Annotated in this window: 15 protein-coding genes; 7 read left to right on the forward strand and 8 right to left on the reverse strand. The window is 52.2% G+C overall.

What is annotated here, in order from left to right; genetic code table 11:
• The 5 genes from ACO6UY_RS11975 to ACO6UY_RS11995 form a co-directional block, all read right to left on the reverse strand.
• On the reverse strand, positions 1-369 hold a 369-nt coding region (locus ACO6UY_RS11975), incomplete at its 3' end, for an RING finger domain-containing protein (protein WP_422490043.1).
• A 215-nt stretch (positions 370-584) separates the two neighbouring features.
• Positions 585-2,045, reverse strand: coding sequence for a glutathione synthase (locus tag ACO6UY_RS11980; RefSeq protein WP_422459381.1), 1,461 nt, complete (start codon positions 2,043-2,045; stop codon positions 585-587).
• 146 nt (positions 2,046-2,191) lie between these two features.
• On the reverse strand, positions 2,192-3,862 hold the full coding sequence (locus ACO6UY_RS11985) for an efflux RND transporter permease subunit (RefSeq protein ID WP_422490089.1): 1,671 nt from the start codon (positions 3,860-3,862) through the stop codon (positions 2,192-2,194).
• The gene (locus tag ACO6UY_RS11990; RefSeq protein ID WP_422449214.1) at positions 3,765-4,934 is read right to left on the reverse strand and encodes an efflux RND transporter permease subunit; all 1,170 of its coding nucleotides are present in this window, start codon (positions 4,932-4,934) and stop codon (positions 3,765-3,767) included. Before ACO6UY_RS11990 ends, ACO6UY_RS11985 begins: the two co-directional genes overlap by 98 nt.
• A 3-nt stretch (positions 4,935-4,937) precedes the next feature.
• Complete coding sequence (locus ACO6UY_RS11995; protein ID WP_422449212.1) at positions 4,938-5,393, reverse strand: efflux RND transporter periplasmic adaptor subunit; 456 nt, start codon at positions 5,391-5,393, stop codon at positions 4,938-4,940.
• 37 nt (positions 5,394-5,430) lie between these two features.
• On the opposite strand from ACO6UY_RS11995, the gene ACO6UY_RS12000 reads away from it, so the two are divergent.
• The 6 genes from ACO6UY_RS12000 to tldD all read left to right on the forward strand — a co-directional run bounded on the left by ACO6UY_RS12000 (position 5,431) and on the right by tldD (position 18,499).
• Positions 5,431-5,718, forward strand: a complete 288-nt coding sequence (locus tag ACO6UY_RS12000) for a hypothetical protein (protein WP_422490045.1) — start codon at positions 5,431-5,433, stop codon at positions 5,716-5,718.
• 532 nt (positions 5,719-6,250) lie between these two features.
• Entirely contained in the window at positions 6,251-8,833 is a 2,583-nt protein-coding gene (locus ACO6UY_RS12005; RefSeq protein WP_422490047.1) for a hypothetical protein, read from the forward strand.
• A 16-nt stretch (positions 8,834-8,849) separates the two neighbouring features.
• Positions 8,850-9,113, forward strand: coding sequence for a hypothetical protein (locus ACO6UY_RS12010; RefSeq protein WP_422490049.1), 264 nt, complete (start codon positions 8,850-8,852; stop codon positions 9,111-9,113).
• Between the two features lie 173 nt (positions 9,114-9,286).
• Entirely contained in the window at positions 9,287-13,432 is a 4,146-nt protein-coding gene (locus ACO6UY_RS12015) for a hypothetical protein (protein WP_422490051.1), read from the forward strand.
• A 125-nt stretch (positions 13,433-13,557) separates the two neighbouring features.
• Positions 13,558-16,887 (forward strand): hypothetical protein, encoded by a 3,330-nt coding sequence (locus ACO6UY_RS12020; RefSeq protein WP_422490053.1) that lies wholly within the window; start codon positions 13,558-13,560, stop codon positions 16,885-16,887.
• Between the two features lie 172 nt (positions 16,888-17,059).
• The gene (tldD, locus tag ACO6UY_RS12025; protein ID WP_422466353.1) at positions 17,060-18,499 is read left to right on the forward strand and encodes a metalloprotease TldD; all 1,440 of its coding nucleotides are present in this window, start codon (positions 17,060-17,062) and stop codon (positions 18,497-18,499) included.
• A 179-nt stretch (positions 18,500-18,678) separates the two neighbouring features.
• Here the strand turns inward: tldD and ACO6UY_RS12030 are convergent, their stop codons facing one another.
• From ACO6UY_RS12030 to ACO6UY_RS12040, 3 genes are all read right to left on the reverse strand, one after another.
• Entirely contained in the window at positions 18,679-19,341 is a 663-nt protein-coding gene (locus ACO6UY_RS12030; protein WP_422490054.1) for an NUDIX hydrolase, read from the reverse strand.
• A gap of 24 nt (positions 19,342-19,365) precedes the next feature.
• Positions 19,366-20,421, reverse strand: a complete 1,056-nt coding sequence (locus ACO6UY_RS12035; RefSeq protein ID WP_422490056.1) for an AI-2E family transporter — start codon at positions 20,419-20,421, stop codon at positions 19,366-19,368.
• A 97-nt stretch (positions 20,422-20,518) separates the two neighbouring features.
• On the reverse strand, positions 20,519-22,012 hold the full coding sequence (locus ACO6UY_RS12040) for a carboxypeptidase M32 (protein ID WP_422449198.1): 1,494 nt from the start codon (positions 22,010-22,012) through the stop codon (positions 20,519-20,521).
• Positions 22,013-22,448: 436 nt separating this feature from the next.
• Between ACO6UY_RS12040 and ACO6UY_RS12045 the strand changes: the two genes are divergently transcribed.
• A complete protein-coding gene (locus ACO6UY_RS12045; protein WP_422459394.1) occupies positions 22,449-25,184 on the forward strand; it encodes a hypothetical protein in 2,736 nt (911 codons plus the stop codon).
• The last annotated feature ends 200 nt before the right edge of the window (positions 25,185-25,384 follow it).

The following is a 25,384-nucleotide window of genomic DNA, read 5'->3' on the forward strand; positions in this document are numbered from 1 at the left end:
GACCAGGGGGGAAGGCTCCCCTGGCTGGCCTGCACCCACGTCTGCCCCCCGGTTCAGCAGGGCACGGATGGTCCTGATATCGCCCTCCTTTGCTGCCGTGATCATCTGCTGCCGCCAGTCCGGGGGCAGGGTGAGGATTTCCAGCTCTACGGTCTCAATGACTCTGCGCCCCACGGGGCACGTCAGGTGATCATCGGTCCAGGTGGTAAGGCAGTTAAGGTGGAATTTATGTCCGCAAGGCCTGGCTATGGTGACGTGCCTGCCCGCAAATTCCGGGTCTTCAGGTCGGTAGAGATCATCGTGGCATATCGGGCAGATTGCATTCTCAGTGGGTATGGCTTCTGCCGGACTGGAGGGAATGCTGTCCATGTAAGAGACTTTTTCACTTACGTTTTCTGGGTTGGTTACTCAGACCGGGTAAACGCCAAAAAGATCCAATAACCAGGCGCTAAAAACTCAAAAAAAGACCTGCAGGATCCGATACCTGTCGTGTTTTCCAACGACCGCGATGAGCATGAAGATTTGTACCTTGAGAAAAGACGACGATCACCAAATAAAGCACCAGTCTTCAGCGCAATAGGGCGTCAGAAACACAGGCGTTGCCAGGGGGGGCGGGTGCAGGCCAGTGAGTCCACCGCCCCCTGACCGCTATGGACCCCGCCTTCAGAGGCTGTTGCAGGTTTGCTGCGTACCAGATAACCGGCGTACCCCATATCACTGGTCAGGGAGTGCCCATCCAGGTGCAGGGTGAACATGCCGATCTCACTGATCAGGTTATCTACCGGTTGTGCTTCACCATTTCGAACCACCAGTGCTTCATGAGAACGGTGTAGTGGATGCAGACGACGCATCAGTGACCAGGCCGAATACTCTTCAGACCTGAGGCTGCTCAGGCGAGGCAGGATATGATGGTCAAAAACACAGTGGCCGCCGCCTTCTCCCTGGTTCTTAAGCACCCAATCGTTGGGGTTCTGCCCGGCAAACCAATGGGCTGACTGATCATCCACTGGTCGCATCTCCCCCAGGAACGGCTTCACCTGTTGGGCCTCTGCCATTGTCAGGCCAAACCGGGTCAGCTGTTCTTCGTTCATGTCACAAAGCAGCATTTGTACCCGCTTACTGGTGGCCAGTTGCTGGCTAACGGTGGCGTTCACTGCCACCCGGTGCTGTTCAATAAGGATTCTGACCTTGCCCAGCTCGGAGCAACAGCGGACACCATCCAGATCATGGGCAACATAGTCGCAGTGTTGATAACCGGCCCGCAGGTAGATGGCATCGATACCGCCAAGCCCCTCCAGCAGCAGACGACTATTGTCTCCGGAAGTGAGCTGGTCGTATAGCTGGCGGAAGGTACGACGGACGGTTTTGACCCCCTCTTTCTGGATGGCTTCTTCCAGCAGGTGCTGGTCATAGACATTGCTTTCATCGGGCTGCACAACCATCAGGAACAACGGCTGGCTCTGTTCACCGGATTGGGAACGTACCATCGTCGCTGCGCCGGCAATACCCCTGGCCAGATGTTCTATGCCATGATTTGGAATCAGTTCAAGGTCATCTGCCTCGGACCAGGATTGAAAGGCCGCTGGCCACTGATACTGCAGATAATGGTGCAACTCATGGGCCCGTTGACCAAAAGGCCCCATACCGGCAGCAATGCCATTAAATTCGATCAGTTTCGGGCCAGACTCTGCATCGTCCATAAAGTCTGTGCGCATCAGCAGCATGGGCAGCCGTCTGGCAGGCTTGGTGCTGCTGTGGATGTTCTGGTGCAGCTCCAGCAGGCTGGCAAAAAAGACATCGCCACTGCACAGCGGCTCAATGGCATCCAGAAGAAAACCATGGTCTTCTGAAACACCGTGAATCAGCTTGCCCATCAATGGCACAATGGATTTCAACAATTCAAAGCGTTCACGCCCGATCAGGGTGGGGGCAAAGCTGAAGGCACAGTGTCGTGCAGAATCTTTGGCGGTTTTTACCGCCATGCCGTGCATCAGTGACCACTCAATGGCGTCCTGAACGGCATAGTTGATTTGGGTGTTGTTCATCAGTGAATCCTCAGCCAACAGAACCGGTACCGGGTTGACATCAGTTTAGAAATCCTAAAGGGAGAGTGATACTGATCTTAATGGTAGGCAGGTTAATGGTTGAAAAAATATTCGCTCCCGGCAGGAGCGAATATTCTTATCCGCTTTTATGCCGTTTCAACAGTCACTTTGAAGAAGATGGCATAAAACAGTGGAATAACCACCAGGGTCAGAATGGTGGCAAACAGCAGACCAAACATAATGGTCACTGCCATACTTTTAAAGAACGGATCAACCAATAGCGGAGCCACGCCCAGTATGGTGGTCAGGGCACCCAGCAACACCGGACGGGCACGGCTGAGGGCGGCATCAATAATGGCATGATACGCCGGTTTCCCACCTTTGCTTTCCACATCCGCCTGGTCCACCAGAACAATCGCATTCTTTACCATCATGCCGATCAGGCTTAAAAAGCCCAGTATCGCCATAAATTCGAAAGGCGTCTGAAAGATTACCAGCTCGATAGTGACGCCCACCAGTGCCAGCGGTGCGGTCAGCCAGATGACCAGGGGCTGGCGCAGGGCGTTGAACATAAAGATGACCGACAGGATCATGGCGGCAAAACCATAAGGCGCAGAAATCACCAGTCCTTCATTAGCGTCCCTTGAGGCTTTGTATTCACCATACCAGGTCAGCTGATAGCCGGGAGGCAGTTCAATCGCTTCGATTTTGCTGCGGATATTGTTGAATGCATCCGCCGTCAGGACACCGGGTGCCGGGTCGCCCTGTACAAGAATGGTAGGTACGCGGTCAATACGACGCAAGATGGCATCCTGATAGACGACATCGACTGAATCGATCAACTGACTCACCGGAATAAAGCGCTGCGCCACCTGACTGAACACTTCGGTATTTTCGATAGCCCGTTGATGGTTGCGTTCATCCTCGGGTGAGCGGACCACAATAGGAATCAGCTCATTACCCTCACGGTACACCCCGACGTTTCGGCCAGTCAGTGTCTGGGTAATGGCCTGGTTGATCTCCGGTGTGGTCAGGCCGAAACGTTGCGCTTCTTCAGCTGCGTATACCGGACGCAGGACAGGTACCTGCTGGTGCCAGTCGTCCTGAATCGCAATCAGGTCAGGTTCATTCAGCATGATTGTTTTGGCCTGCTCAGCCAGTTGACGCAACACCTGACTGTCCGGACTCTCGAAACCGGCTTCGATCTTCTTGCCACCACCGCGGCCCAGCATAAACTTCCAGGCTTTTATTGATGCGTCGGGGTATTTGGTGTCCAGTTCTGTTTGCAGTTCGCTCAATAACGGCGCAATTCGGGTGTAATCATCAATATCAATCAGCAGCTGACCGTAGCTTGGGTTCCGCGCCTCTGGCGAATAGGTCAGCATAAAGCGCAGTCCGCCGCCGCCAATAAAGCTGGTGATATTGGTGATGCCTTCTTTAGCTTTTACATCCTGCTCGATATCAGCAACCACTGCTTCGGTACGCTTGATATCGGAACCCTGTGGCAGATAGACGTCCACCACAAACTGTGCGCGTTGTGAATCAGGCATAAAGCCGGGAGGCACAAACTGCACACCCCAGATGGTTACTGCCATTGTGGCCAGTAGCAGTACTGAACTTACCAGACGATGGTTAATAACCCATACCAGCAGCGCTTTATAGGCCGTGATCATTCGACCTGGCTTTGGGGCCGCCTTGCTGGTATTCACTTTCATAAAGTCATGGCAGAGCATTGGGGTGACTGTGACCGCAAATACCCAGCTGAACAGCATGGAGTAGAGGATTACCCAGAACAGTGAACCGGCGTATTCCCCCATATCCGACGGTGACAGACCAATGGCACTGAAGGCACAGATGCCCACAACGGTTCCGCCCAGCAATGGCCACTGACGCACGCACCGAATCGGATTGCATGGAAATCACATCCAGCTCCATGCCCAGTGGTCGCTGGTTTTCCAGTTCAGCAATCCGTGCCTTGACCGCATCGCCCATATCCACCACGTTGCCACCGGTGACATTGGAGATACCAAACCCAATGGCCCGTTCGCCGTTATAGCGCATCAGCATGGAGGCCGGTTCCCGGTATCCCCGGGTCACATCGGCAATATCGCCCAGGCGGAGTACGGCGTTGTTTTCACCAACGCCGACCTGCAGATTTTTCAGGTCAGTAAAGGAGTGTACGCTGGCGGAGGGAATCACTGGAATGCGCATGGCATCAGTAGCAAGACTGCCGGCAACGGCCACCAGGTTCTGTTTTTGCAGTACCTGAAGGACTTTCTCTGCCGACAGGCCGTACCTGGCCATCCGTTCACTGGATATTTCGACGAAAATGGTTTCCTGTTGTTCGGCCAGCGTGGCTGTTTTGGCTACGCCCGGCACCAGTACCAGCTCACGACGCAGGGTGTCGACATAATCCTGCAGTTGCCGGTCACTGAACCCTTCACCGGTTACGGCAAAGAAGAGGGCATAAACATCGGCGAAATCATCATTAACGATGGATGGGCCGGCACCGGGCGGCAGTTGCCGTTGAACATCACTGATTTTCCGCCGCAGTTTGTCCCAGACCTGCTGTAAATCCCCGGAGCTTTTGGCAAATTCCAGCTGGATTTCAACGGTCACTTCGGACATGCCCTGTTTGGAGACGGACTTTACTTCCTTTAGCTCCTGCAGGGATTGAACCGCACCTTCGATCAGGTCTGTGACTTCATCGGCTACTTCCTGAGCGGTGGCACCATTATAAGGCGTATTAATGACCGCCTGACGAATAACGAATTCAGGGTCTTCAAAGCGACCCAGTTTCAGGTAGCTGATATAGCCGCCGATCAGGGTCAGGGCGATAATCACCCAGACACTGGTGCGTTTTGCGATGGTGTAGCGTGCAATATCCATGCATCAGACTCCAGAACTTTTCTGGGTGGAGCCATCAGCGTTTCTGATAAGAGAGCCATCAGCTTTTTTGATGAAAGAGCCATCAGCTTTTCCAGAGCCTTTCGTGGCTTTTTCAGCAGAGCTATCGGTATATGGGCGAACTTCCATGCCCTCTTTAAGGCTGGAGACACCGGCGATAATGACCCGTTCACCGGTGGTCAGGTGTTGTCTGATCTCAATGCGGTTGTTATTCAGGTTGCCCACTTTGACAAAACGTTTTTTCACCCGGCTGTCACTGCCAACCACCCAGACAAACTGGCCGCCCTGATTGTCCGGAACCACTGCCGTCAGCGGAACGGTGATGGTTGCCAGAGCGCCTTCCGCCCGGGTGCTGGACGCAGTGACTTTAACAGCCATGCCCGGCAGAACGCGGAAGCCCTTGAGGTCATTAAATCCGAATACCACCGGATAATTCCGCATTGACTGTCGCCTGATTCTGCTCGGAAAGCATCATCTGATGGGGGAGGTTAATCACAACTTCCAGGTCACTCAGGTCATGCAGCACCAGCACTGGCGCATTGGCCTGGATCTGGATCTGGATATGGTTGTCCACCAGTTTACGACCGATGATGCCGTCAAAAGGTGCTCGCAGCTCGGTGTACTCATGCTGTCGTTTTGCTTCATCGACACGGTTCCGGGCCAGATTGAATCGGGTGGTGATGGCGTCCAGATCACTTTTGGAAATCGCCCGGCTTTTGTCAAAAATCGCTTTGGCGCGATTATAGTCATCCTCTGCAAGAAGTAAACGTTTGAGTTTATAGTATGCTTGCGTTAAAAAAATGTAAACTTCGTAGTGTACTATGCATATTGCTTTCTTTGCCCCCGTTCTTGTTCAGGGTTTGGAAATAGCAGAGCTTAACGTTGAACAAGCCGACGCAAAAAGTGAGAACAATCGAATAAAGCAAAATATTTTTCACGGCAAAAGTAATTGCTTATGGCCTTGTGTAGTCCAAAGCAATCTTACCAAAACTGAAATAACGACAAAAAGTCATCTAGCCTCCTAGTAGATGGTTTCAATGAGTTTGACTGGTTGTCGTGCCTCCACACTCCGTTCGTCCTGAGCCTGTCGAAGGACGGAAACTCCGGACTCTGATAGATCGTGCCAAGCCCCCTTAGTCCGCGCATCCTGAGCGGAGACGATGGACGCTCAGGGTGAACGGAGATTGTACACGTCAAACTCATTGAAACGATGTACTAGTGTATGCCTTTGTTTTTTACTCATACGACAATGGCGCTCTAAATATCTAACAGAGACAACATCTATTATGGAGTAAATTGTGCAACCATTTTCTTCAACTCATGTACCAATGTCAGATGTAACCAGCAATCCCTCCTTTAACGAACCAGCAAAAACAAATCCCTCTGGTACATTAGGAAAGTTTGCAGTTGCTGTCCAGTCAGGTATTACCACTTTTTTCAGTTCTCTCTCTCCCAATTATGTTCCTGAACATCAACGACAAACCAATCAGCCAACTGCCCCGGTTGTCAATATGCTGCCTGCTGAAAATAAAAACGACAAAACAAGTTTAGTGGCTGATGTCGTCCAGGGAGTTGGGCTGGCCAGCAAGGTACTTTCCTGCTGGGTACCCAATGTCAGTGAAGTGAGCGATGCGGTAGGAACACTCTGTTCTTCCTTTTCCCTGGCTCATAGCCTGGACAATATGGCCAAGTCGGGTAAAGAGCCAACCAGCGGTTCGGAAAATGTGCCAAAACCCCATTCGCAAGAGATCACCAATAAACACCAGGAAGATGAAAAGCAGGGCAAGCCGGTAACCGCTTCCAACACAACAAACAGTGTGTCCGGTCCGGCCATTGCAACCGTCACACTGATGGCGATGGATCGGCTAGCGAGTGCTGCGGCCCTGCCCGAAGAAGGAAAACCAGGGTCCAGGAACAACCCGATATGCGTGAATGGCAGTGAAATATGCGTGAATGGCAGTGAAATACTGGGCAAAATCGGTCAGGAAGGCTATCCCCCGAACGGTTCCTACCGTCAGACAAAAAGTTTCAGCCACAACAGCGGTGTGGCTATTGGTAGCGTGAGCACACCATTCACGGGGCGTTATGATGGAGGCGGTCATACCATCAGAGACCCACAGCGCTGCCTATTCAGCAAGCTTGGGCGTGGTGCCATCGTGCATGACCTGAATGTCGCCAATGGAGTTATCGAAAACAGTGATCGGTACTCAGCGGCACTGGCCTGTGAAATGGGTGAACAATCAACGGTTCGCAACATCCTTGTCGAGGATACCAGCATTATCAACAAGCGGGCTTCTAATCGTACCTCCACTGGCGTCATCACCGGACTGCAGCAAACAGACAGCCTGATTGAGTGCGCTGTTGTGAAAAACTGTTCGGTCACCACCTCTGAGCGTTACTCAGTTGCAGGTATCGGTGCTGGCAAGATGTCTGGAGAGATTGAGCATCTGGCAGTCACCGATAGTTGGGTACTAACCATGGGTGGCCTGGCTCATGCCGGGATTGGCGGCGGCCAAGTGTGCGGTGATATCCGGAACATAACGGTGGTAAAGAGCAGGGTCACTACCGATGGTAAGCATGCGAATGTCGCCATTGGTGGCGGGATGGTTGGTGGTTTCGGAACTCATTGCGAACCCGGGCTTGATGGTTCCGTCAATGATCTTGTTGCCCTGGACAGCTACGTTAGAACGGAAGGCTCCCGGGCCTATGCCGGCATTGGTGGCGGGATGGTGGCTGGTGAGGTCAGGGGGGGCATTGCCATTAACTGTAATGTTACAACGGCGAATAATAGGCGTGCGGGTATTGATTCCGGTTATAGTCATGGTAATAAAACAACGGAAATACGAACGTTGAACAGCTGGGTTAACGGTGACTTACAAAACTCTGACTCTGTATATTCACCCGAACTATGCCGTACCGTCGATTCCCGTTTAGTGAACGATGATTGTCAGCTAACTGACTCACTCACTGAAGACCATTGGTATCGGAATTGTTCAACATCTACTGCTTCATCTACTGCCTCATCTACTGACTCCGCACCTGCCCGTTCAACTGCTACCCGGCAACATAGCCGGTTCCTGCAGCCAGCTTCAGCCACCACCAATAAAACCGTGATGGCTGATACAACCTCACAACAACCGGCAATGACACAACTCAATGAAAAGGTAACGGCCGACACAACCAGCTCGCAGTCCAGACCAACTCTGACAAGCCAGGCCACCTTGGGCCAAAGGGCAATGACCAACACAACCAGCCCGCTGCCCGGTCCAACTCTGACAAGCCAGGCCCCTGTGGACCAAACGGCAATGGCCAGCCCGCTGTCCGGCCCAACTCTGACAAGCCAGCCCCCCGTGGACAAAACGGCAATGGCCAGCCCAACCAGTCCGCTGTCCAGCCCAACTCTGACAAGCCAGGCCACCTTGGGCCAAAGGGCAATGGCCAACACAACCAGCCCGCTGTCCAGCCCAACTCTGACAACCCCGGCCCCGCTCAACGAAATGGTCATGTCCAATACGGCCATTACAGGGCACACCATGACAACGCCGTTACCGACCATCAATGCCACGGTCACTTCCACAGCACCATTGGCAATGGCTGCAATGACAACCACAGCACCAGTGACGGAAAACGGGGTGACGTTACCGGAAGCATCAGTGACATTTGCTGGCATGCCCCCAACAACGGTACTGCCCACCACCCCCCCACTGGTTACAATCCCGAACACCGGGCTGATCCTGGGTGTCAGCCTGGGTACAGCTTTCACGATCCTTGCAGGCATTGGTCTATACGCTTTCTACCAATACCACCGTCGGGGCGAGGCACCGAAACAAGCGGAACCCGAAATACCTTTGGAACCCTTAAACCAGCAGGCCAATAACTGATTGTATCCATTTATGAATGTTCTGCTGCCTGCATGGCTGGCTTGCAGGCAGCGGATTCCTCCTGGCAGCAGTGCTGGCTTTCTGCCTGTTTGAAACTGTGTTGACAACATTATGGAGAACAATACATGCAATCACATTTACCATTGAACGCTACTCTGACCGCCCCGTTCTTGTTCAGGGTTTGGAAATAGCAGAGCTCAACGTTGAACAAGCCGACGCAAAAAGTGAGAACAATCGAATAAAGCAAAATATCTTTCACGGCAAAAGAAATTGCTTATGACTTTATGTAGTCCAAAGCAATCTTACCAAAACTGAAATAATGACAAAAAGCCATCTAGCCTCCTAGGTGTATGCCTTTGTTTTTTACTCATACGACAATGGCACTCTCAATGTATAACCGAGACAACATTTATGGAGTAAATTGTGCAGCCATTTTCTTCAACTCATGCACCAATGACAGATGTAACCAGTAATCCCTACCTTAACGAACCAGCAAAAACCAAACCCACTGGTACATTAGGAAAGTTTGCAGTTGCTGTCCAGTCAGGTGTTACCTCCTTCTTCAGCTCTCTCTCTCCCAATTATATTCCTGAGCATCAACGACAAACCAGCCAGCCAGCTGCACCGGTTGCCAATACGCTGCCTGCTGACAATAAAAACGACAAAACAAGCCTGGCGGATAGTGTCGTCCAGGGGGTTGGGCTGGCCAGTAAGGTACTTTCCTGCTGGGTACCCAATGTGAGTGCAGTGAGCGATGCGATAGGAACCATCTGTTCTTACGTTTCTCTGGCGAATAGCCTGGATAATATGGCCGTGTCGGGAAAGTCTGGTAAAGAGCCAGCCAGCGGTTCAGACAATGTGTCAAAACACCATTCGCAAAAGGTCACTGATAAAAAACAGGAAGATGAAAAGCCAGACAAGCCGGTAACCGCTTCGGGCACAGCAAAACGTGTATCAGGTCCGGCCATGGCAACCGCCACCCTGATGGCGATGGACCGGCTGGCGGGTGCTGCGGCCCTGCCTGCAGAAGGCAGACCCGGGGCCTGGAACAACCCGATACCCGTTGAGGATAGCGCAACACTGGGCAAAATCGGCCGTAACGATAGCTATCCCCCGGACGCTCATTATCAGCAGACTCGAAGCTTCAGCCATAACACCAGTGTTCCGGTTGGCAGTGACAGCACGCCATTTCAGGGCCATTACGACGGTGGGTGCCATACCATAAGCGATCTGCAGGACTGTTTGTTCGGTGAACTCGGGTCCGGTGCCGACGTTAAGAACCTGCGTATTGCCAATGCCACCATTGATCAAACCGGCAAGCAGCACTCTGCCGTATTGGCCTGTAAAATGTCCGGTGGCTCTGCGGTCAGTGATGTCCGGATTGAACATGGCAGCGTGGCAACCAGGCAAGGGGTAATATCCTCAGAGTCGGTCAGTACCGCCGGGGTAATTACCGGGCTACAGGGTAAAAAGAGCGTTCTGAAAGACATTGAGATTGTTAACTGCTCAGTCACTTCTTCAGGGCGGAACACAGATACCGGAGCCGGGGGAGGATGGGTTGATGGTAATATCGAGCGCTTGACCGTTAGAGACACTCAGGTTACCAGTGCAGGGGCTTATTCTCCAGCAGGCATAGGTGGTGGCCTGGTCACTGGCCAGATAAAACAACTCACCGTAGTCAACGGTCAGGTCACAACGACGGGAACCAGCGGGCATGCTGCCATTGGTGGTGGGCAGGTTGGCAGAGTGTTTCCGCCTGTTGCTGGCAAGGTCAGTGAACTTGTTGCCCTGAAAAGCCGGGTCAACATAGAAAATGATCACAGCTTTGCTGCTATTGGCGGTGGCCTTGTAGCTGGTCAGCAAAGTGAGATCAACGGCATAACGGCTATCGATTGTTCTGTTTCAGCCAGTCAGAACCTTTCCTGGATTGCGATTGGTGCCGGTTGGAACATGGGGCAAGTTGCTGATACCACCGCAGTGAACAGTTCAGTCACCGGGCGTTTTGCAGATATTGGGAAGGCACTCGGTTCAGGCAGCGAGAAGGGGACCGCCTCCCTGAACAGCCAGGTTAATGGTGAATTGAAAAACTTTGGCAATGTTACCTTACCCGGTTTATGTCGTACGGCTGATGCACGTTTTGTGACCAGTGATTGTCAGCTGAACCCTGATTCACTCACCGGAGATCATTGGAACTGTTCAAGCTCCACTGCTACTTCGGCCCCGGTTCCTCAGCCAACGACATTACCCATCACGGAAACCGTGACAGCAAATCCAATCACACAACCAGCAACCGATGCACTGACAACGCCGACAACCATGCATAAAACAGCGCTGTCCCATACCACCACACCGCTTCCTGGCAGCAAACCATTGACCGGAACGTCGGCTGCACCGGACAGTCCGATACTGGTCGCGGATAGCGAAACACTGGGCAAAATCGGTCAGCCAGGCTATCCCCTGGACGGTCACTACCTTCAGACAAAAAGTTTCAGCCATAACAACAGTGTGACCATTGGGAGCTGGAGCACGCCATTCAAGGGGGATTATGATGGGGGGTGTCATACCATCAGTGATCCGGAGGGTTGCCTATTCGGCAAGCTTGGGCGTGATGCCATTGTGCATGACCTGCATGTCGCCAATGGAGCCATCGAAAACAGTGATCGGTTCTCAGCGGCACTGGCTTGTGAAATGGGCGAACAATCAACGGTTCGCGACATCCTTGTCGAGGATACCAGCATTATCAACGAGCGGGCTGCTAATCTTTTTAGTCGTACCTCCACTGGCGTCATCACCGGACAGCAGGAAACAGGCAGCCTGATTGAGGGCGTTGATGTGAAAAACAGTTCGGTCACAACCACTGGCAACTTTTCCCCGGCCGGCATTGGCAGTGGTACGACCAGGGGACAGATGAAGAATATGAATGTCGCAGACAGTCAGGTCACCACCTCTGGCCGTCACTCAGATGCGGGTATCGGCGCTGGCAGGATGGCTGGACAGGGTGAGCATCTGGCAGTAACCGATAGCCGGGTAGAAACCCGGGGTAGCCATTCTAATGCCGGGATTGGAGGGGGCAAAATCACCGGGGATATTGAGCATCTGACGGTTCTGTCAAGTAATGTCAGCACTGATCAGTTCTCATCCGATGCCGGCATTGGCGGCGGTGAAGTGGCCGGTGATATCCGCACCATGACGGTGATCAAGAGCCATGTCACCACCAAAGCTCCCATAGCTTATGCAGGCATTGGTGGCGGACAGGTTGGCATGAGGCCCAGTCTTAGACCTTTTGGCGGCGGAGGCCAACTTATCAGGGGTTCCGTCAATGATCTCGTTGCCGTGGACAGCCACGTAAGGACGGAAGGCCGTTTGGCACATGCCGGCATTGGTGGCGGGGTGGTGAATGATGAGGTCAGAGGGATCAGCGCTATTGACTGTTCTGTTTCAACGGCGGATGGGAGTGGGGGTATTGGTGCCGGTCGTAAGGCCGGCAGTACAGCGGATATACGATCATTGAACAGCCAGGTTAATGGTGAGCTGGAAAACTTTGGCTCTGCAGATTCATCCGAATTATGCCGTACCGCTGACTCCCGTTTTGTAACCGATGATTGCCAACTCACGTCGGGCTCACTCACTGAAGACCATTGGCATTGGAACTGTTCAGCAACATCTATTGCTGCTACACCTGCCCATTCACCTGCTGTCCGGCAATATAGCCCGCAGACAGCGGCATCCTCGACCAATAACCCTGCGATGGCTGATACAACCTCACAACAACCGGCAATGACATCACTCAATAAAACGACAATGGACAGCACAAGCAGCCTGCTGTCCAGCCATACTCAGACTACCCCGGCACCATACAACAAGACGACAATGGACAGCACAGTCAGCTCGCTGTCCAGCCATACTCTGACCACCCCGGCACCATTCAATAAAACGGCAATGGACAGCGCAACTAGCCCGCTGTCCAGCCATACTCAGACTACCCCAGCAGCATTCAACAAAACGGCAATGGACAGCACAGCCAGCATGCTGTCCAGCCATACACAGACCACCCCGGTGCCATTCAACAAAGCGACAATGGACAGAACTACCAGCCCGCCGTCCAGCCATACTCAGACTACCCCGGCACCACTGGGCAAAACGGCAATGGCCAACACAAGCACTCCGTTGTCCAGTCCTGCTCTGACCACCCCGGCATTGCTCAACGAAATGGTAATGTCCAATACAACCATTACAGGAAACACCATCTCAACGCCGTTACCGTCCATCAATGCCACGATCACTCCCACAACACCATTGGCAACGGCGGCAATGACAACCTCAGCACCAGTAACGGAAACCGTGGTGACGTTACCGGAAGCATCAATGACATTCTCCGGCATGCCCCCGGCAACGGCACTGCCCGTCACGCCTGCACCATTGGCTGGAACCATCAGTACCTGGGTTGTCCTGGGTGTCAGCCTGGGTACCGCTGTCACGATCCTTGCGGGCATTGGTCTATGCGCTCTCTACCAACACTATCATCGTCGGGACGAGGCACAGCAACCAGCGGATCCTGAAATACCTTTGGAACACTTAAATCAGCAGGCCAATAACTGATTGTATCCATTTATGAATGTTCTGCTGCCTGCATGGCTGGCTTGCAGGCAGCGGATTCCTCCTGGCAGCAGTGCTGGCTTTCTGCCTGTTTGAAACTGTGTTGACAGCATTATGGAGAACAATACATGCAATCACATTTGCCATTGAACGCTACTCTGACCGCCCCTGCCGAAAACCCGGGAATTGCCTCGACAACCCAGTCTGAACCTGTGGGCAAATCCGGGAGGTTTGCCGTTACCATTCGATCAGGCATCACCTCTTTCTTCGCTTCGCTGTCGCCGGCTTATGTCCCCGAAAACCTGCAGCAACCCACCCTGATCAGCCAGCCCGTAACAGTGGATGTAATGAACCCGGCCGATTCCGATAATAAAAGCGGCAGGACAGGTTCGATGACCGATATCGTCCGGCAAGTTGGACTGGCCAGTAAGGTAGCTTCCTGCTGGATACCTTCCGTCAAGGTTGTCAGCGATGCAGTCAGCACCCTCTGCTCATCTGTTGCCCTGAGTCAGGATTTGCACAGCATGATGGCCACAGAAGCATCAGGACGAAAACAGAACAGACCGGTCAACCGTTGCGGAGGCAGCATGTCCGGCCCCGCTGCTGCGACCCTGGCAATGGTTGCCCTGGACAGGCTTTCCGGTGCGGCGGCTGTCCCCTCTGCCGGGACATCACCAGGCTCACCGGACAATCCGATACCGGTTGGTGATAGCGAAACCCTGGGCAAAATTGGTCAGGAGGGCTACCCCGCTGACGCTTACTACCGCCAGACAAAAAGCTTCAGCCATAACAGCAGCGTGTCAGTGGGTGATGATGATCATCCGTTCACCGGCCATTATAACGGTGACTGTTATACCATCAGTGATTCCCGTCGCTGCCTATTCCACAAGCTAGGGCATTATTCCGAGGTCCGCGACCTGCGCGTGGCCAATGCCAATATCAATAATACGGATAAGTCCTCAGCGGCACTGGCCTGTGAAATGGAGGGAAAATCAACGATACGCGATGTCCGGATAGAGGATAGCCGTATCATCAATAGCAGAAAATCTGCACGGTCTGACTCAACGTACACCGGAGTCATTACCGGGCTTCAGCAAGAAGGCAGCCAGATTGAGAGAGCCGAGGTGAAAAACAGTTCGGTCTTAACCTCAGGGAACTATTCCCCGACCGGTATCGGCGCTGGTAAGACCCGGGGTGAGATGAACCACCTGAACGTGGAGGGGGCTCGGGTCACAACATCAGGTTTAAACTCAGATGCCGGTATCGGCGCTGGCGAAATGGAAGGACAGATTGAGCGGCTGACGGTTTCGGACAGCCAGGTGGAAACCCGGGGCATCGAGGCGGATGCGGGGATTGGTGGGGGGGAGGTCGATGGTGATATACAACATCTGACGGTGTCGGGGACCAATGTCAGCACCCACAAACCTGGGTCAGATGCCGGCATTGGCGGAGGAATGGTAACCGGTAAAATTAATAACATGACGGTGGTGAAGAGCCGGGTCACTACCAATGGCAACCGGGCTTATGCCGGTATTGGTGGTGGGCAGGTTGGCCACACCCTGCCCGGGCCTTTTGGCGGAGGCAAACTTCTTAAGGATTCCATCAATGACCTGGTTGCCCTGGACAGCCACGTGAGAACCGAAGGGAATGCCGCCTCTGCCGGCATTGGCGGCGGGTATGTGCATGACCGGGTCAACGGAACCAACGCAGTGAGCTGCACGGTCTCAGCCGGTGGCAGGGGCGCAAATGATGGTGCTGCCATTGGTGCAGGCTACAACGCTGGCGAGGTGATCAATACCCGTGCAGTGAACTGCACAGTCACCACGGAGACTGGCGCTAATGCTGGCATAGCTGACGGTGGTGTTTTTAGAGGCGCTGTGATCGGGGATGTCCGGTCACTCAACAGCCTGGTTAACGGTGAATTGGTCAATGTTGGGAATCTGACGATGCCGGGTTTATGCCGTACTGCCGACCCTCGTTTAGTTACCAGTGATTGTCAGGTGCATCCGGATCCTGTTATGGATAACCTCTGGAACTGCTCAACAACGCCATTGATTGCGGAACGAGGGTCTGTCTGGAAACCCATTCCGATAAACGACAGCAAAACGTTCAATAAAATCGGCCTGGATGCTGATTATCCAGCCAATGCCTACTACATCCAGACCGGTGATCTGGATGGCTCTGAGCTGAATTATGATAAAACTGTCGTTTTTTCCGGCCATTATCATGGACAGGACCGTATCACTGATCAGCAAACAATGTGTTTATTCCGGGACCTTCGGGGCAGCGTTAACAATCTGCAAGTGGTTAATGCCCGGGTATCGGCAGAAAACGAAGCCGCTGCGGTGGTCGCCTGTACCATGGATGACACCAGCCGTATCGGGAATATCAAGGTTGCCAACGCCAGCGTAACCATTCACGGTGATTCCCCGGCTGCAGGGGGGATTATTACGGCACAACAACTCAGCAGGGAAAGCCGCATTGAAAATATTGAAGTACACAACTGCACCGTTGAAACAAGGGGGAGAGGCCAGCTTGCCGGTATGGTCGCGGGTGAGATCCGGGGGCAGGTTGATGACGTTACGGTACAAAATAGCCGGATAAGTACACAAGGTTACGAAGCCCATGGGGGGATCGGAGGTGGGCTTATTGAGGGCAAACTCAGCCATGTCACGTCGGTATGTAATAACGTGGAAGTCTCTGGCCCTGAGGCTTTCGCCGGCATTGGCGGTGGCCAGATTGACCCTCTGGGTGAAGTCCGTGACCTGACGGCGATTAACAGCACCGTAAGAACCATGAGCGACGGTGCCAATGCCGGAGTTGGTGCCGGATCCATAAGCCATGCCGGGGAAGCAAACAATATCACTGCACTGAACTGCCGGGTATTCACCATGGGCAACGGTGCTAATGCCGGAGTCGGTGCCGGTAAAATTGAGCGCTATGGTGAACTCAATGCCATAACCGCTGTAAACAGCGAGGTGATTGCGGTTGGTAGAAATAGCAGTGCCGGTGTCGCTGCCGGCTATGCTGCCAGCGGGTTTGCAGATAAATCCGATGCGAGATTGACTGATATCCGCACCGTAAACACCCGGGTTAATTTTCAGAGCAGCAGTGATACCAATATCAGCGCCGATACACTCTGTGCCTCAGCTGACCAGCGTTTTGTCAGCTCCGATTGCCAGCTCAGTTCATCATTACCCGATGGCACATGCCCAATAACAACACCGATGACAACATTTACGGGTATGCCTTTAACCCTGCCCACATCATCATCAACAATAGCTGCGGCTGCACCTGCCATTGCAACAGGCCTGAGCACAGGCGCAATTGCCGGTATTGCCGTCGGCGTTACTGCCGTGGTTGCCGTGGTCGGTCTTGGTGGTGTGTGCCTCTATCGCCATTATCATCGGGGAAAAGAGTTTGATCCACAGCAACTGCTGCCATTGGATGATATATAGTTTCTCAAAAGGTTATTTTCGGATGCCAAACTGCTATTGGAAATTTCATACTTCCCTTGAGTTAGCCCGTTCTCAGGGAGTAGGCTTGCAATAAGAATAAACCAGTGTGAAGCCATGCTGCTGACAAAACGTGCTGCTGACAAAAGCGGTAACAAAAGTGGTGACAAAATCTATGACCGATATTATTACAACAGCCCGCGACCAACTGCTGACTCCAGCCAATATCGGCGACAGTGAACTCAGCAGGATTCTGGATAACATTCTGGGGCACAATGTGGATGCCGCTGACCTCTATTTTCAATCCATGCGCCATGAGTCCTGGGTGCTGGAAGATGGCATCGTTAAGGAAGGCAGTTTCAATGTCGACAGCGGGGTCGGTGTTCGCGCCATGAGTGGCGAGAAAACCGGTTTTGCCTATTCCAATGAAATTATTCTCCCGGCACTGGAACAGGCTGCCGGTGCCGCCCGAAGTATTGCCCGGGTCGGCCAGCAGCAGCAGGTTCAGGCATGGCAGCGCAGCCAGCCACTGTCGCTCTACGGAACCGCCAACCCTCTGGATTCTTTAACCAGTGAAGATAAAGTTGATCTGCTGAAAAAGCTGGACCAGGAAGCCCGCAAGGCCGACCCCAGTGTCAAGCAAGTGACGGTGAGTCTGGCCGGTGTCCATGAGGTGGTGCTGGTAGCCGCCTCCGATGGCACGCTGGCAGCGGATATTCGCCCGCTGGTCCGTTTGAATGTCAGTGTTATTGCTGAAAAAGAAGGGCGTATTGAGCGCGGGTCTGCCGGAGGCGGCGGCCGGGGTGACTACCTTCAGTTCCTGCTCAACGACACCGGCCTTGAGTATGCCCGCAAAGCCGTGCGTCAGGCGATGACCAACCTTGAAGCAGTAGCCGCTCCGGCAGGCACCATGCCGGTGGTATTAAGCGCTGGCTGGTCCGGGGTGCTGCTGCACGAAGCGGTAGGCCATGGACTGGAAGGTGACTTTAACCGTAAAGGGTCGTCTGCCTATGCTGGCCGGATTGGTGAACGGGTTGCTTCTCCACTCTGTACCATTGTTGATGACGGTACGCTGGGCGGTCGTCGTGGTTCCATGAATATGGACGATGAGGGCGTACCCACAGAAAGCACCGTCCTGATTGAAAATGGCATTCTCAAAGGCTATATGCAGGATAAGCTGAACGCTCGTTTAATGGGTGTTGCACCGACCGGTAACGGACGACGTGAGTCGTATTCTCACCTGCCCATGCCAAGGATGACCAATACTTATATGCTGGCTGGCAAGCATGACCCGGAGGAGATTATCAGTACCGTTAAAAAAGGCATCTATGTGGAAAACATGGGCGGTGGTCAGGTGGATATTACCTCCGGCAAGTTTGTGTTCTCCACCAGTGAGGCCTGGTTGATCGAAAATGGCAAAAAGACCGTGCCAGTCAAGGGCGCAACCCTGATCGGTAACGGCCCTGATGTGATGAACAAGGTGTCCATGGTCGGCAGTGACCTGGAACTGGACCCCGGTGTCGGGGTCTGTGGTAAGGATGGTCAGTCTGTTCCGGTGGGTGTTGGTCAGCCGACGTTGAAGATTGATGAAATTACCGTGGGTGGTACGGCTTAGGAATTGTCTGGAAATAACTTCCCTATTTTCATCGCCCGACTCCGTTCGGACTGAGCTTGTCGAAGTTCGGTGGCACGACCCTTCGATACTTCGACAAGCTCAGCACTCAGGGTGAACGGAAATCGGGAACTTATTAAAAGACAATTACTTAATATTCTCTGCGGATTGTGCCCATCGTTTCAGTCAAAAACGGTGGGCAATTCGCGTTTATTTTTGTGTTCCAGTAATAATTGGATATCTTCCGGCAAGGTTCTTCCCCCGGAAAGCTCCGGCAGATCGTCAATATCAAAAAAACCGATATCGGAAATTTCAATATTCTCTTTTGGGGCTCCACCGGTCAGTTCGCAGAGAAAAATCAATTTGTAGATATGATAGGGGCTTCGTGGGCGGTAGGGGTGTTGCTGGGTATCCCGAACAGCGACCAGCTTTAATGCCCTGGCGGTATAGCCGGACTCTTCCACAATTTCCCGCTCGACCCCATAAGCGGGAGGTTCACACACATCACCCCAGCCTCCGGGCAGCGCCCAGCGCCCATCAGAGCGCTCTTTGACCAGCAGTATTTTATTATCGAGGAATACGCCGCCACGGAGGTCAATCTTCGGGGTGGCATAACCATGATCCGGCAGAAAGTAGTCGTCCACTTTTGCTGTGGGGGCTCCGGTCAGCAGTGCGGTCATATCGTGGGCAATAGCCTGTAATTGGTGATATCGCTCAAGGTCAAATTCACCTCTGGAGAAGGTGAGCCCGTTCTGGGCAATGGCCCGGATCTTTTTTGCCCAGTCGATCCATGGATTGTTATCCGGGGCATTTTTTTTCAGATCAACGTCAGGTTTATCAACCATCACCGGCTCCCTTTTACCTATTAATCAGCTGTTCTTCTGTTGGTGTTGCTCTGCACTGTCGTCAGGTCCTAATAGAATAGCCATGTTCCGCCACTGTCTGGAAGATTCCATCATGATTTTAATAAACATGGTCAGTGGAACGGAGAGAATCATCCCTACAGGCCCTAACAGCCAGCCCCAGAAGATCAACGACAGAAAGACGACCAGGGGCGACAATCCCAGCCCTTGTCCCATAACGTTAGGCTCAATGATATTGCCGATAAACACGTTTATCGCCAGGTAGCCCGCCAGAACCAGCATGGCATCGCCATAGCCAAACTGCAGCAGTGTCAGCAGAATGCCGGGAATAGCCGCCACGATGGAGCCGACATTAGGGATAAAGTTAAACAGAAAAGCGACCAGCCCCCAGAGCACATAAAAGTTCACCCCTTTCGCCCAGAGCATGGTGCCAACCAACAGGCCAGTGATCATACTGATCAGCGTTTTCAGGGCCACATAACGGTTAAATGAGTGGAGAAAACGACGCATGCTCTGTAACTCATGGTCCGGGGATGACAGTGCCAAGCGCAGCTTACCCGGCAGCAGCGGGGCTTCCAGCAGCATGAAGATGGCGGCGATTAAAATCAGCAGGGCAAAACTCATGGTGCTGCCGAGTTTGCCAATCATATTGGTCAGCAGACTGACAAGCGCCGATGGGTCAAAGGAGTCCATAAAGGTTTTCAGGTCAATACGGATATTTTTCTGTGTCAGGAAAGCCTGAGTCCTGCTAAACGACTCAGTCAGCTGTTCACGATACCCGGGCAGTGCGGCGGTAAACTCCTGAACCGTGCTGGCAACATTACCCAGGAATAACAGGGCGAAGATGACAAAGGCCGTTAAGGTAAACAGGATTCCGACGATTCGCGGAACTCTGAACCGCGCCAGCAAATCAACCACAGGATTGGCCAGCAAGGCAAGCAGGGCAGAAAGCAGCAGGGGAATAACCAGTGTGCTGCCCAGCTTGATCCCCGTTATGATGATAATCAGTGCTGCCAGCCCCTGAAATATATGGCGGACATGTGTCGTTTTGATGCCCCGCATCAGGTTAACCTCGATGATAATAATGGAGAGATTCAGTCGATTTCATCATAGTTAACCCGGGCGTGCTATTGATGAAAATGCTATTTATCAGGGCCTGTCAGCCAAGATACCTTTCTTTCAGGTGTTGTTGGAAATAACTGGCCGTTAATGGCTCGCCGGTCGCCCTGGTCATCAGTTCTGCCGTGGAATACTGTCGTCCCTGTGACCAGATGTTGTTTTTCAACCAGTCAAAAATGGGTGAAAGGTTACCCTGTTGAATCAGCTCTGCAATATCCGGCATGGTTTTTTTCCGGGCGGCAAACAGCTGGGCTGCGACCATGGCTCCAAGGGTGTAGCTCGGGAAGTAGCCGAACGACCCCATGGGCCAGTGAATATCCTGCATGCAGCCATTCTTGTGATCACCGGCTACATCCAGGCCCAGGTAATCCTGCATTTTCTGCTGCCAGAGTTCGGGGATATCACCCACCTCGATGTTCCCTTCAATCAGGTCTCGCTCGATTTCATAGCGCAAAATAATATGAGCCGGGTAGGTGATCTCATCCGCATCAACCCGGATAAAGCCCGGACGAACCCGTTTGTAGATTTTTTCCAGATTATCCAGTGCCATGGCGGGCTGTGACGTGCCAGCGCAGAGGTGTTTGACGATCAACGGCTGGATCAGCGACAGGAATTCGCTGCTGCGGCCCAGCTGCATTTCAAAGAACAGGCTCTGTCCTTCATGGATTCCCATGGAGCGGGGGAGGGCAATGGGGAGTTCACGGTTCTGTTCCGGCAGATTTTGCTGGTAGCGGGCATGGCCGGTTTCATGGATGATGCCCATCAATGCTTCTACAAAATTATCTTCTTTATAGCGGGTAGTCATCCGGACATCTTCGCTGACACCACCACAAAATGGGTGAGTACTTACGTCCAATCGGCCATGGTCAAAATCAAAGCCGAGCAGCTGCATCACCTCCAGTCCCAGCGCCTTTTGCCTGTCGATCGGGAAGGGGCCTTCAGGCTGAATGATGCTCACCGAAGACTGGCGATCCAGGGCATCCTGAATATAGCCAGGCAGCCAGGTTTTCAGGTCACCAAACAGCTGGTCAAGCTCCCGGGTATTGACGCCGGGTTCATAAAGCTCCAATAGGGCGTTGTAAGGGGAAACATGGCTTTTTTCTGCCCGAACAGCCGCTTCCTGGCGGGAAAGGTTAACCACCTCTTTCAGATTCCTGGCAAAACCCGGCCAGTCATTTGCAGGCCGCTGGCTGCGCCAGGCATGTTCACAGTTTGTGGATGCAATGGTTTTGGCTTTCACCAGATCATCAGGAATGGCACTGGCCTGTTGCCATTCAACCGCCATCTCTCTAATGGAGCGGATGGTGTCCGGGTTGGTTTCCTGAGCCTGTGCTTCTTGCAGCCAGGCTGCCACTTCAGGTGCCGTCAGCAGCTTATGCAGAAGGGTGTTCAATTCCGCCAGCGCTGCACCACGGGCCTGATTGCCGCCGACAGGCATCATGGCGGCCTGGTCCCAGCCAGCGATAGCTCCCAGATGGGAAAGGTGATACATCTGCTGGAATCGGCTCACCAGATTCTCATAAGCAGTGGTCATCGTTGAACTCCATACACGTTATTATGAGGTCCATTGTATGACGTGATAGTTCACAGGGACAGGCTGCTTTTCTCAATTGATAAAAAAGCCGATAAAAAAAGCCGGTAACAAAGGCCGCCACCGGGAGGTTAAGGAATAGTCCTTGAATAATTTACACATTTCGGAGCCTCCGAACTCCGTTCGTCCTGAGGCTGTCGAAGGGCGTTAACTCCGAGGCATGATAGATTGTGCCAGGCACCCTTCGACTCCGCTCAGGATGAACGGAGAGTGAGTTCTAAATGTCGGAATTATTTAAGGACTTTTTTCTCAGTGATTTGAGGCGTATATAACTGTTCGTTGTTGATCTGGCCTGGTTCAGGTTGCACAGAGATGGAACAAAAAAGGCTTTACGTTGTCCGTATTGAGAGATATCCGCGATTCTAAAGGGGTATTGGTTATGGACAATGTACAGCCTTCTGTTGTCAGTGTACCTGGCGTGGTAAGTGGTGAAAATCAATTACCGGCAGCAGCCATAGCCAATCATGCCAGCAAGACCATTGGCTCCGGCGGTTCTTTGGCCGGGATACCCTGCAGTTCGAATACTATCAAAAGCAGAAAAAATGCTCCGGTGGAATACTCTGCTAAAAAAATACCGGAGAAAAGCCTGACTGAAAGAAAGGTTAACCTCCATGAAGAACCATCCAGGGTAAAAAGTTATTCGGAATTAATGTCTTTTTATCTTGAGAATCTCAAACATAAGGAGTTTTCCTACGATCTTGCAGGCTTTACACCAAAGTCAACGGAAGATCTCAAGATGATGGAGTCTTTTCGAGCGGATATTGCTCGTTTTGACAAGATGGTGAGTGATGAAAGACCGAAGCTGCGTAAAATAGGCGGTGACCGAACAAGCGCAAGACAAAGCTATGAATGCCTCAGAGAGCAGCTGTTTAATTTGAAACATAAGTACTTTATTTTGTGCTTCCAACGCTACAAGCCTGTATCCGGGATAGTGTTAGTGTTACAGATGGTATCGTCATTGCGTCTTGGTGATGAGCCCGCCATGCACCAAAAAGTCAAACGTCTCACCAGTAAGTATTGCCAATGCGTCGGTGATCTTGGCATGGAGTTATACTGGAACGCTGTCTGTAGTGATCGTCTGGCACAGCACTGGCAGGTTTTTATGTCACAATCCATGGAATTTCTGAATGTCTGTGCCGATCTGGCCACTATGCATCAACAACTCCCGAAACATCATCAGGAAAAATTTAAAGGGTTTCCTGACTCAGCATCCCGTCTCTGTACAACTGTCAGTTTGTCTCTGATCATAATCCTGGACGATGCTGTTAATCACTATGCACAGCTAGAGGACAAAGATGACCTGCATCGTGGGTTGGGTTCTGATGTTACAGGATTGAGCAAATGGTTAAATTCAGAATCAAACAATTCAGACCTGTTCAAGTGCTATGAAATTCCCCAGGTGATACAAATGATCAGTGCTTCACTGTGTATTGGCGAATTTGTCTCAGCGCGCAAGCTGTTAAGCGGGTTCATCAAATTGATTGATGGCAAAATTGATGGCATAAATGCTGACCTGGACGATACCGAATGGTTGTTTTATCTCGCCTCGAAGGCGTTATCGTGCCTGGTTTGCATCAAATTGCCAGACATTGGCAATGATGAACTTAAAAATATCGAAACAATCAAAAAGTTGTTAAAAGAGGTAATGCAAAAGGCTGAGCAGATGTTTTCCCTGTCTGCAGCTGAGTGCTCAGAACTCGATGAGTGTTTTCAAAGATTCGTAGAAGGACCCTGCAGAGACGTTTTATTGATGCACGCCCTGAGGGGACAAGAATCTGCCAGGCAAATAAGCCGTCTGATCAGTGGAGAAGAATCTGGGAAAACCAGGGAAAAGCGGGAGATCAGGGGGAAGCTGAAACGAAAAATGGCCAGGGGCTATGGTTACCAGAAACCGGTGGAGTTAAAAGCACCTGTACCCGCTGCCCAGTCGACAGCCCGGCAAGATTCACAAACCCCACCAAGGGAAACATCTTTGCCACAGGGGGTGCAGGATGCAGTAAAAGCGTTTATTGCTGATCGACCAATGGCTGAGGTCACGGCAATGATTCAATCAGTGGTTGATGATCCCGAGAGTACGCCTGTGGTTAAGGCTGAGTCTTATTTCGCTCTCGCTGATATGCTTGACAGAAAAATGAATAGAGAATTCAACCGGATTATCTCTCAAACGTCCTTCATTTATTCCTATGGGCAGTTAATACGAGCAGGTGTGATGCCGTCGTCCGCTTTGGGTGTGGCATTCAAAAAGGCCATTCAGGACGTTACTGATATAACGAAGATTTGTGGTTGGCTTGATAGTGTCAATGATGCGCTGAGCACCTTGTCGGGATTAATTCTTCGTACTGATGGGCTGGACAGGGATTTTCTGGATGAGCTGGCATCTTTGCATGAGCGTCTCAGGGCAGAGGTAGGGCTGGTTAGTGAGATTGAAGCCACTTTTGATGAGATAAAAAGCATCTGGAGTGACCGGTTCCAGTTTTTGAAAAGAAACAACAAGCTGCCAAAGGGTCGAAGAAAACCTGTACAAGATCGGCAAGATCAATCGCAAATGGCCACCTTCGATCTGCCAAAATTGCTAGAGGTCTGGGGTAAACTGACAAGGCAGGTAAACCCGTTGAAAATAACACTGGAAAAAACCGGGGAGGATATAGACAGGCATCGTATTTCCAGACTGGCAGACTGTGAGCAATGGGAGGCTGGCGGTGATGATGATTCCTCACTTGCTGCCAATGAAGATTCCTCACTTGCTGCCAATGAAGATTCCTCACTTGCTGCCAATGAAGATTCCTTACTTGCTGCCAATGATGACCCAGAGGTGCCTTCTGCGCTTGTCAGGCAGGAGGTTCAACGGGCGCAGTTAGCAGGCAGTTGCTATGGGCCTGAATACTGGTCAAACTTTACCCTGGAGGACTGGTTGCCAGGCAGTGCCCTGCCTGAAAGGCATCCATTGACACTGATCGCCGAGGCATTGCACAGACCTCTGTCGGTCAGGGCGGGTGGGCAGCAATGGTTAATTGGCGAAGATGGCACAGCAACCATCAAGCCCGGAGCCATTCCGAAAAATTCACTGAACCTGACGGTTGAAGAGCTGGCCGATCCACTGACGCCTCATACATAAGTAGCCAGAAATATATGATTCCATATGGCCAGCTACTTAACAGTCGTGCTTTCTAAACACCGTTATGAATAACCGCTCCAGTAAATGTCGCCGACAGGTATCATTAAGTCCTTATTTTTTCTCCGTGATAACGCCTCATTTTTGATCTGGCCCGGGTCAGGTTACATCGATAGGGAACAAAAAAGGCTTTACGTTGTCAA

This window comes from Endozoicomonas sp. ALE010 (genome assembly GCF_049310165.1).
GTDB lineage: Bacteria > Pseudomonadota > Gammaproteobacteria > Pseudomonadales > Endozoicomonadaceae > Endozoicomonas.

What these genes read in the sequence shown, in the direction of transcription:
- ACO6UY_RS12010 (WP_422490049.1), top strand. Translation starts at nt 8,850, where the DNA reads ATGTTCTGCTGCCTGCATGGCTGGCTTGCAGGCAGCGGATTCCTCCTG.
- ACO6UY_RS12035 (WP_422490056.1), bottom strand. Translation starts at nt 20,421, where the DNA reads ATGCGGGGCATCAAAACGACACATGTCCGCCATATATTTCAGGGGCTG.
- ACO6UY_RS12020 (WP_422490053.1), top strand. Translation starts at nt 13,558, where the DNA reads ATGCAATCACATTTGCCATTGAACGCTACTCTGACCGCCCCTGCCGAA.
- ACO6UY_RS11985 (WP_422490089.1), bottom strand. Translation starts at nt 3,862, where the DNA reads ATGGGGGAATACGCCGGTTCACTGTTCTGGGTAATCCTCTACTCCATG.
- tldD (WP_422466353.1), top strand. Translation starts at nt 17,060, where the DNA reads ATGACCGATATTATTACAACAGCCCGCGACCAACTGCTGACTCCAGCC.
- ACO6UY_RS12000 (WP_422490045.1), top strand. Translation starts at nt 5,431, where the DNA reads ATGGGGGAGGTTAATCACAACTTCCAGGTCACTCAGGTCATGCAGCAC.
- ACO6UY_RS11980 (WP_422459381.1), bottom strand. Translation starts at nt 2,045, where the DNA reads ATGAACAACACCCAAATCAACTATGCCGTTCAGGACGCCATTGAGTGG.
- ACO6UY_RS12030 (WP_422490054.1), bottom strand. Translation starts at nt 19,341, where the DNA reads ATGGTTGATAAACCTGACGTTGATCTGAAAAAAAATGCCCCGGATAAC.
- ACO6UY_RS11995 (WP_422449212.1), bottom strand. Translation starts at nt 5,393, where the DNA reads ATGCGGAATTATCCGGTGGTATTCGGATTTAATGACCTCAAGGGCTTC.
- ACO6UY_RS11990 (WP_422449214.1), bottom strand. Translation starts at nt 4,934, where the DNA reads ATGGATATTGCACGCTACACCATCGCAAAACGCACCAGTGTCTGGGTG.
- ACO6UY_RS12015 (WP_422490051.1), top strand. Translation starts at nt 9,287, where the DNA reads ATGACAGATGTAACCAGTAATCCCTACCTTAACGAACCAGCAAAAACC.
- ACO6UY_RS12045 (WP_422459394.1), top strand. Translation starts at nt 22,449, where the DNA reads ATGGACAATGTACAGCCTTCTGTTGTCAGTGTACCTGGCGTGGTAAGT.
- ACO6UY_RS12040 (WP_422449198.1), bottom strand. Translation starts at nt 22,012, where the DNA reads ATGACCACTGCTTATGAGAATCTGGTGAGCCGATTCCAGCAGATGTAT.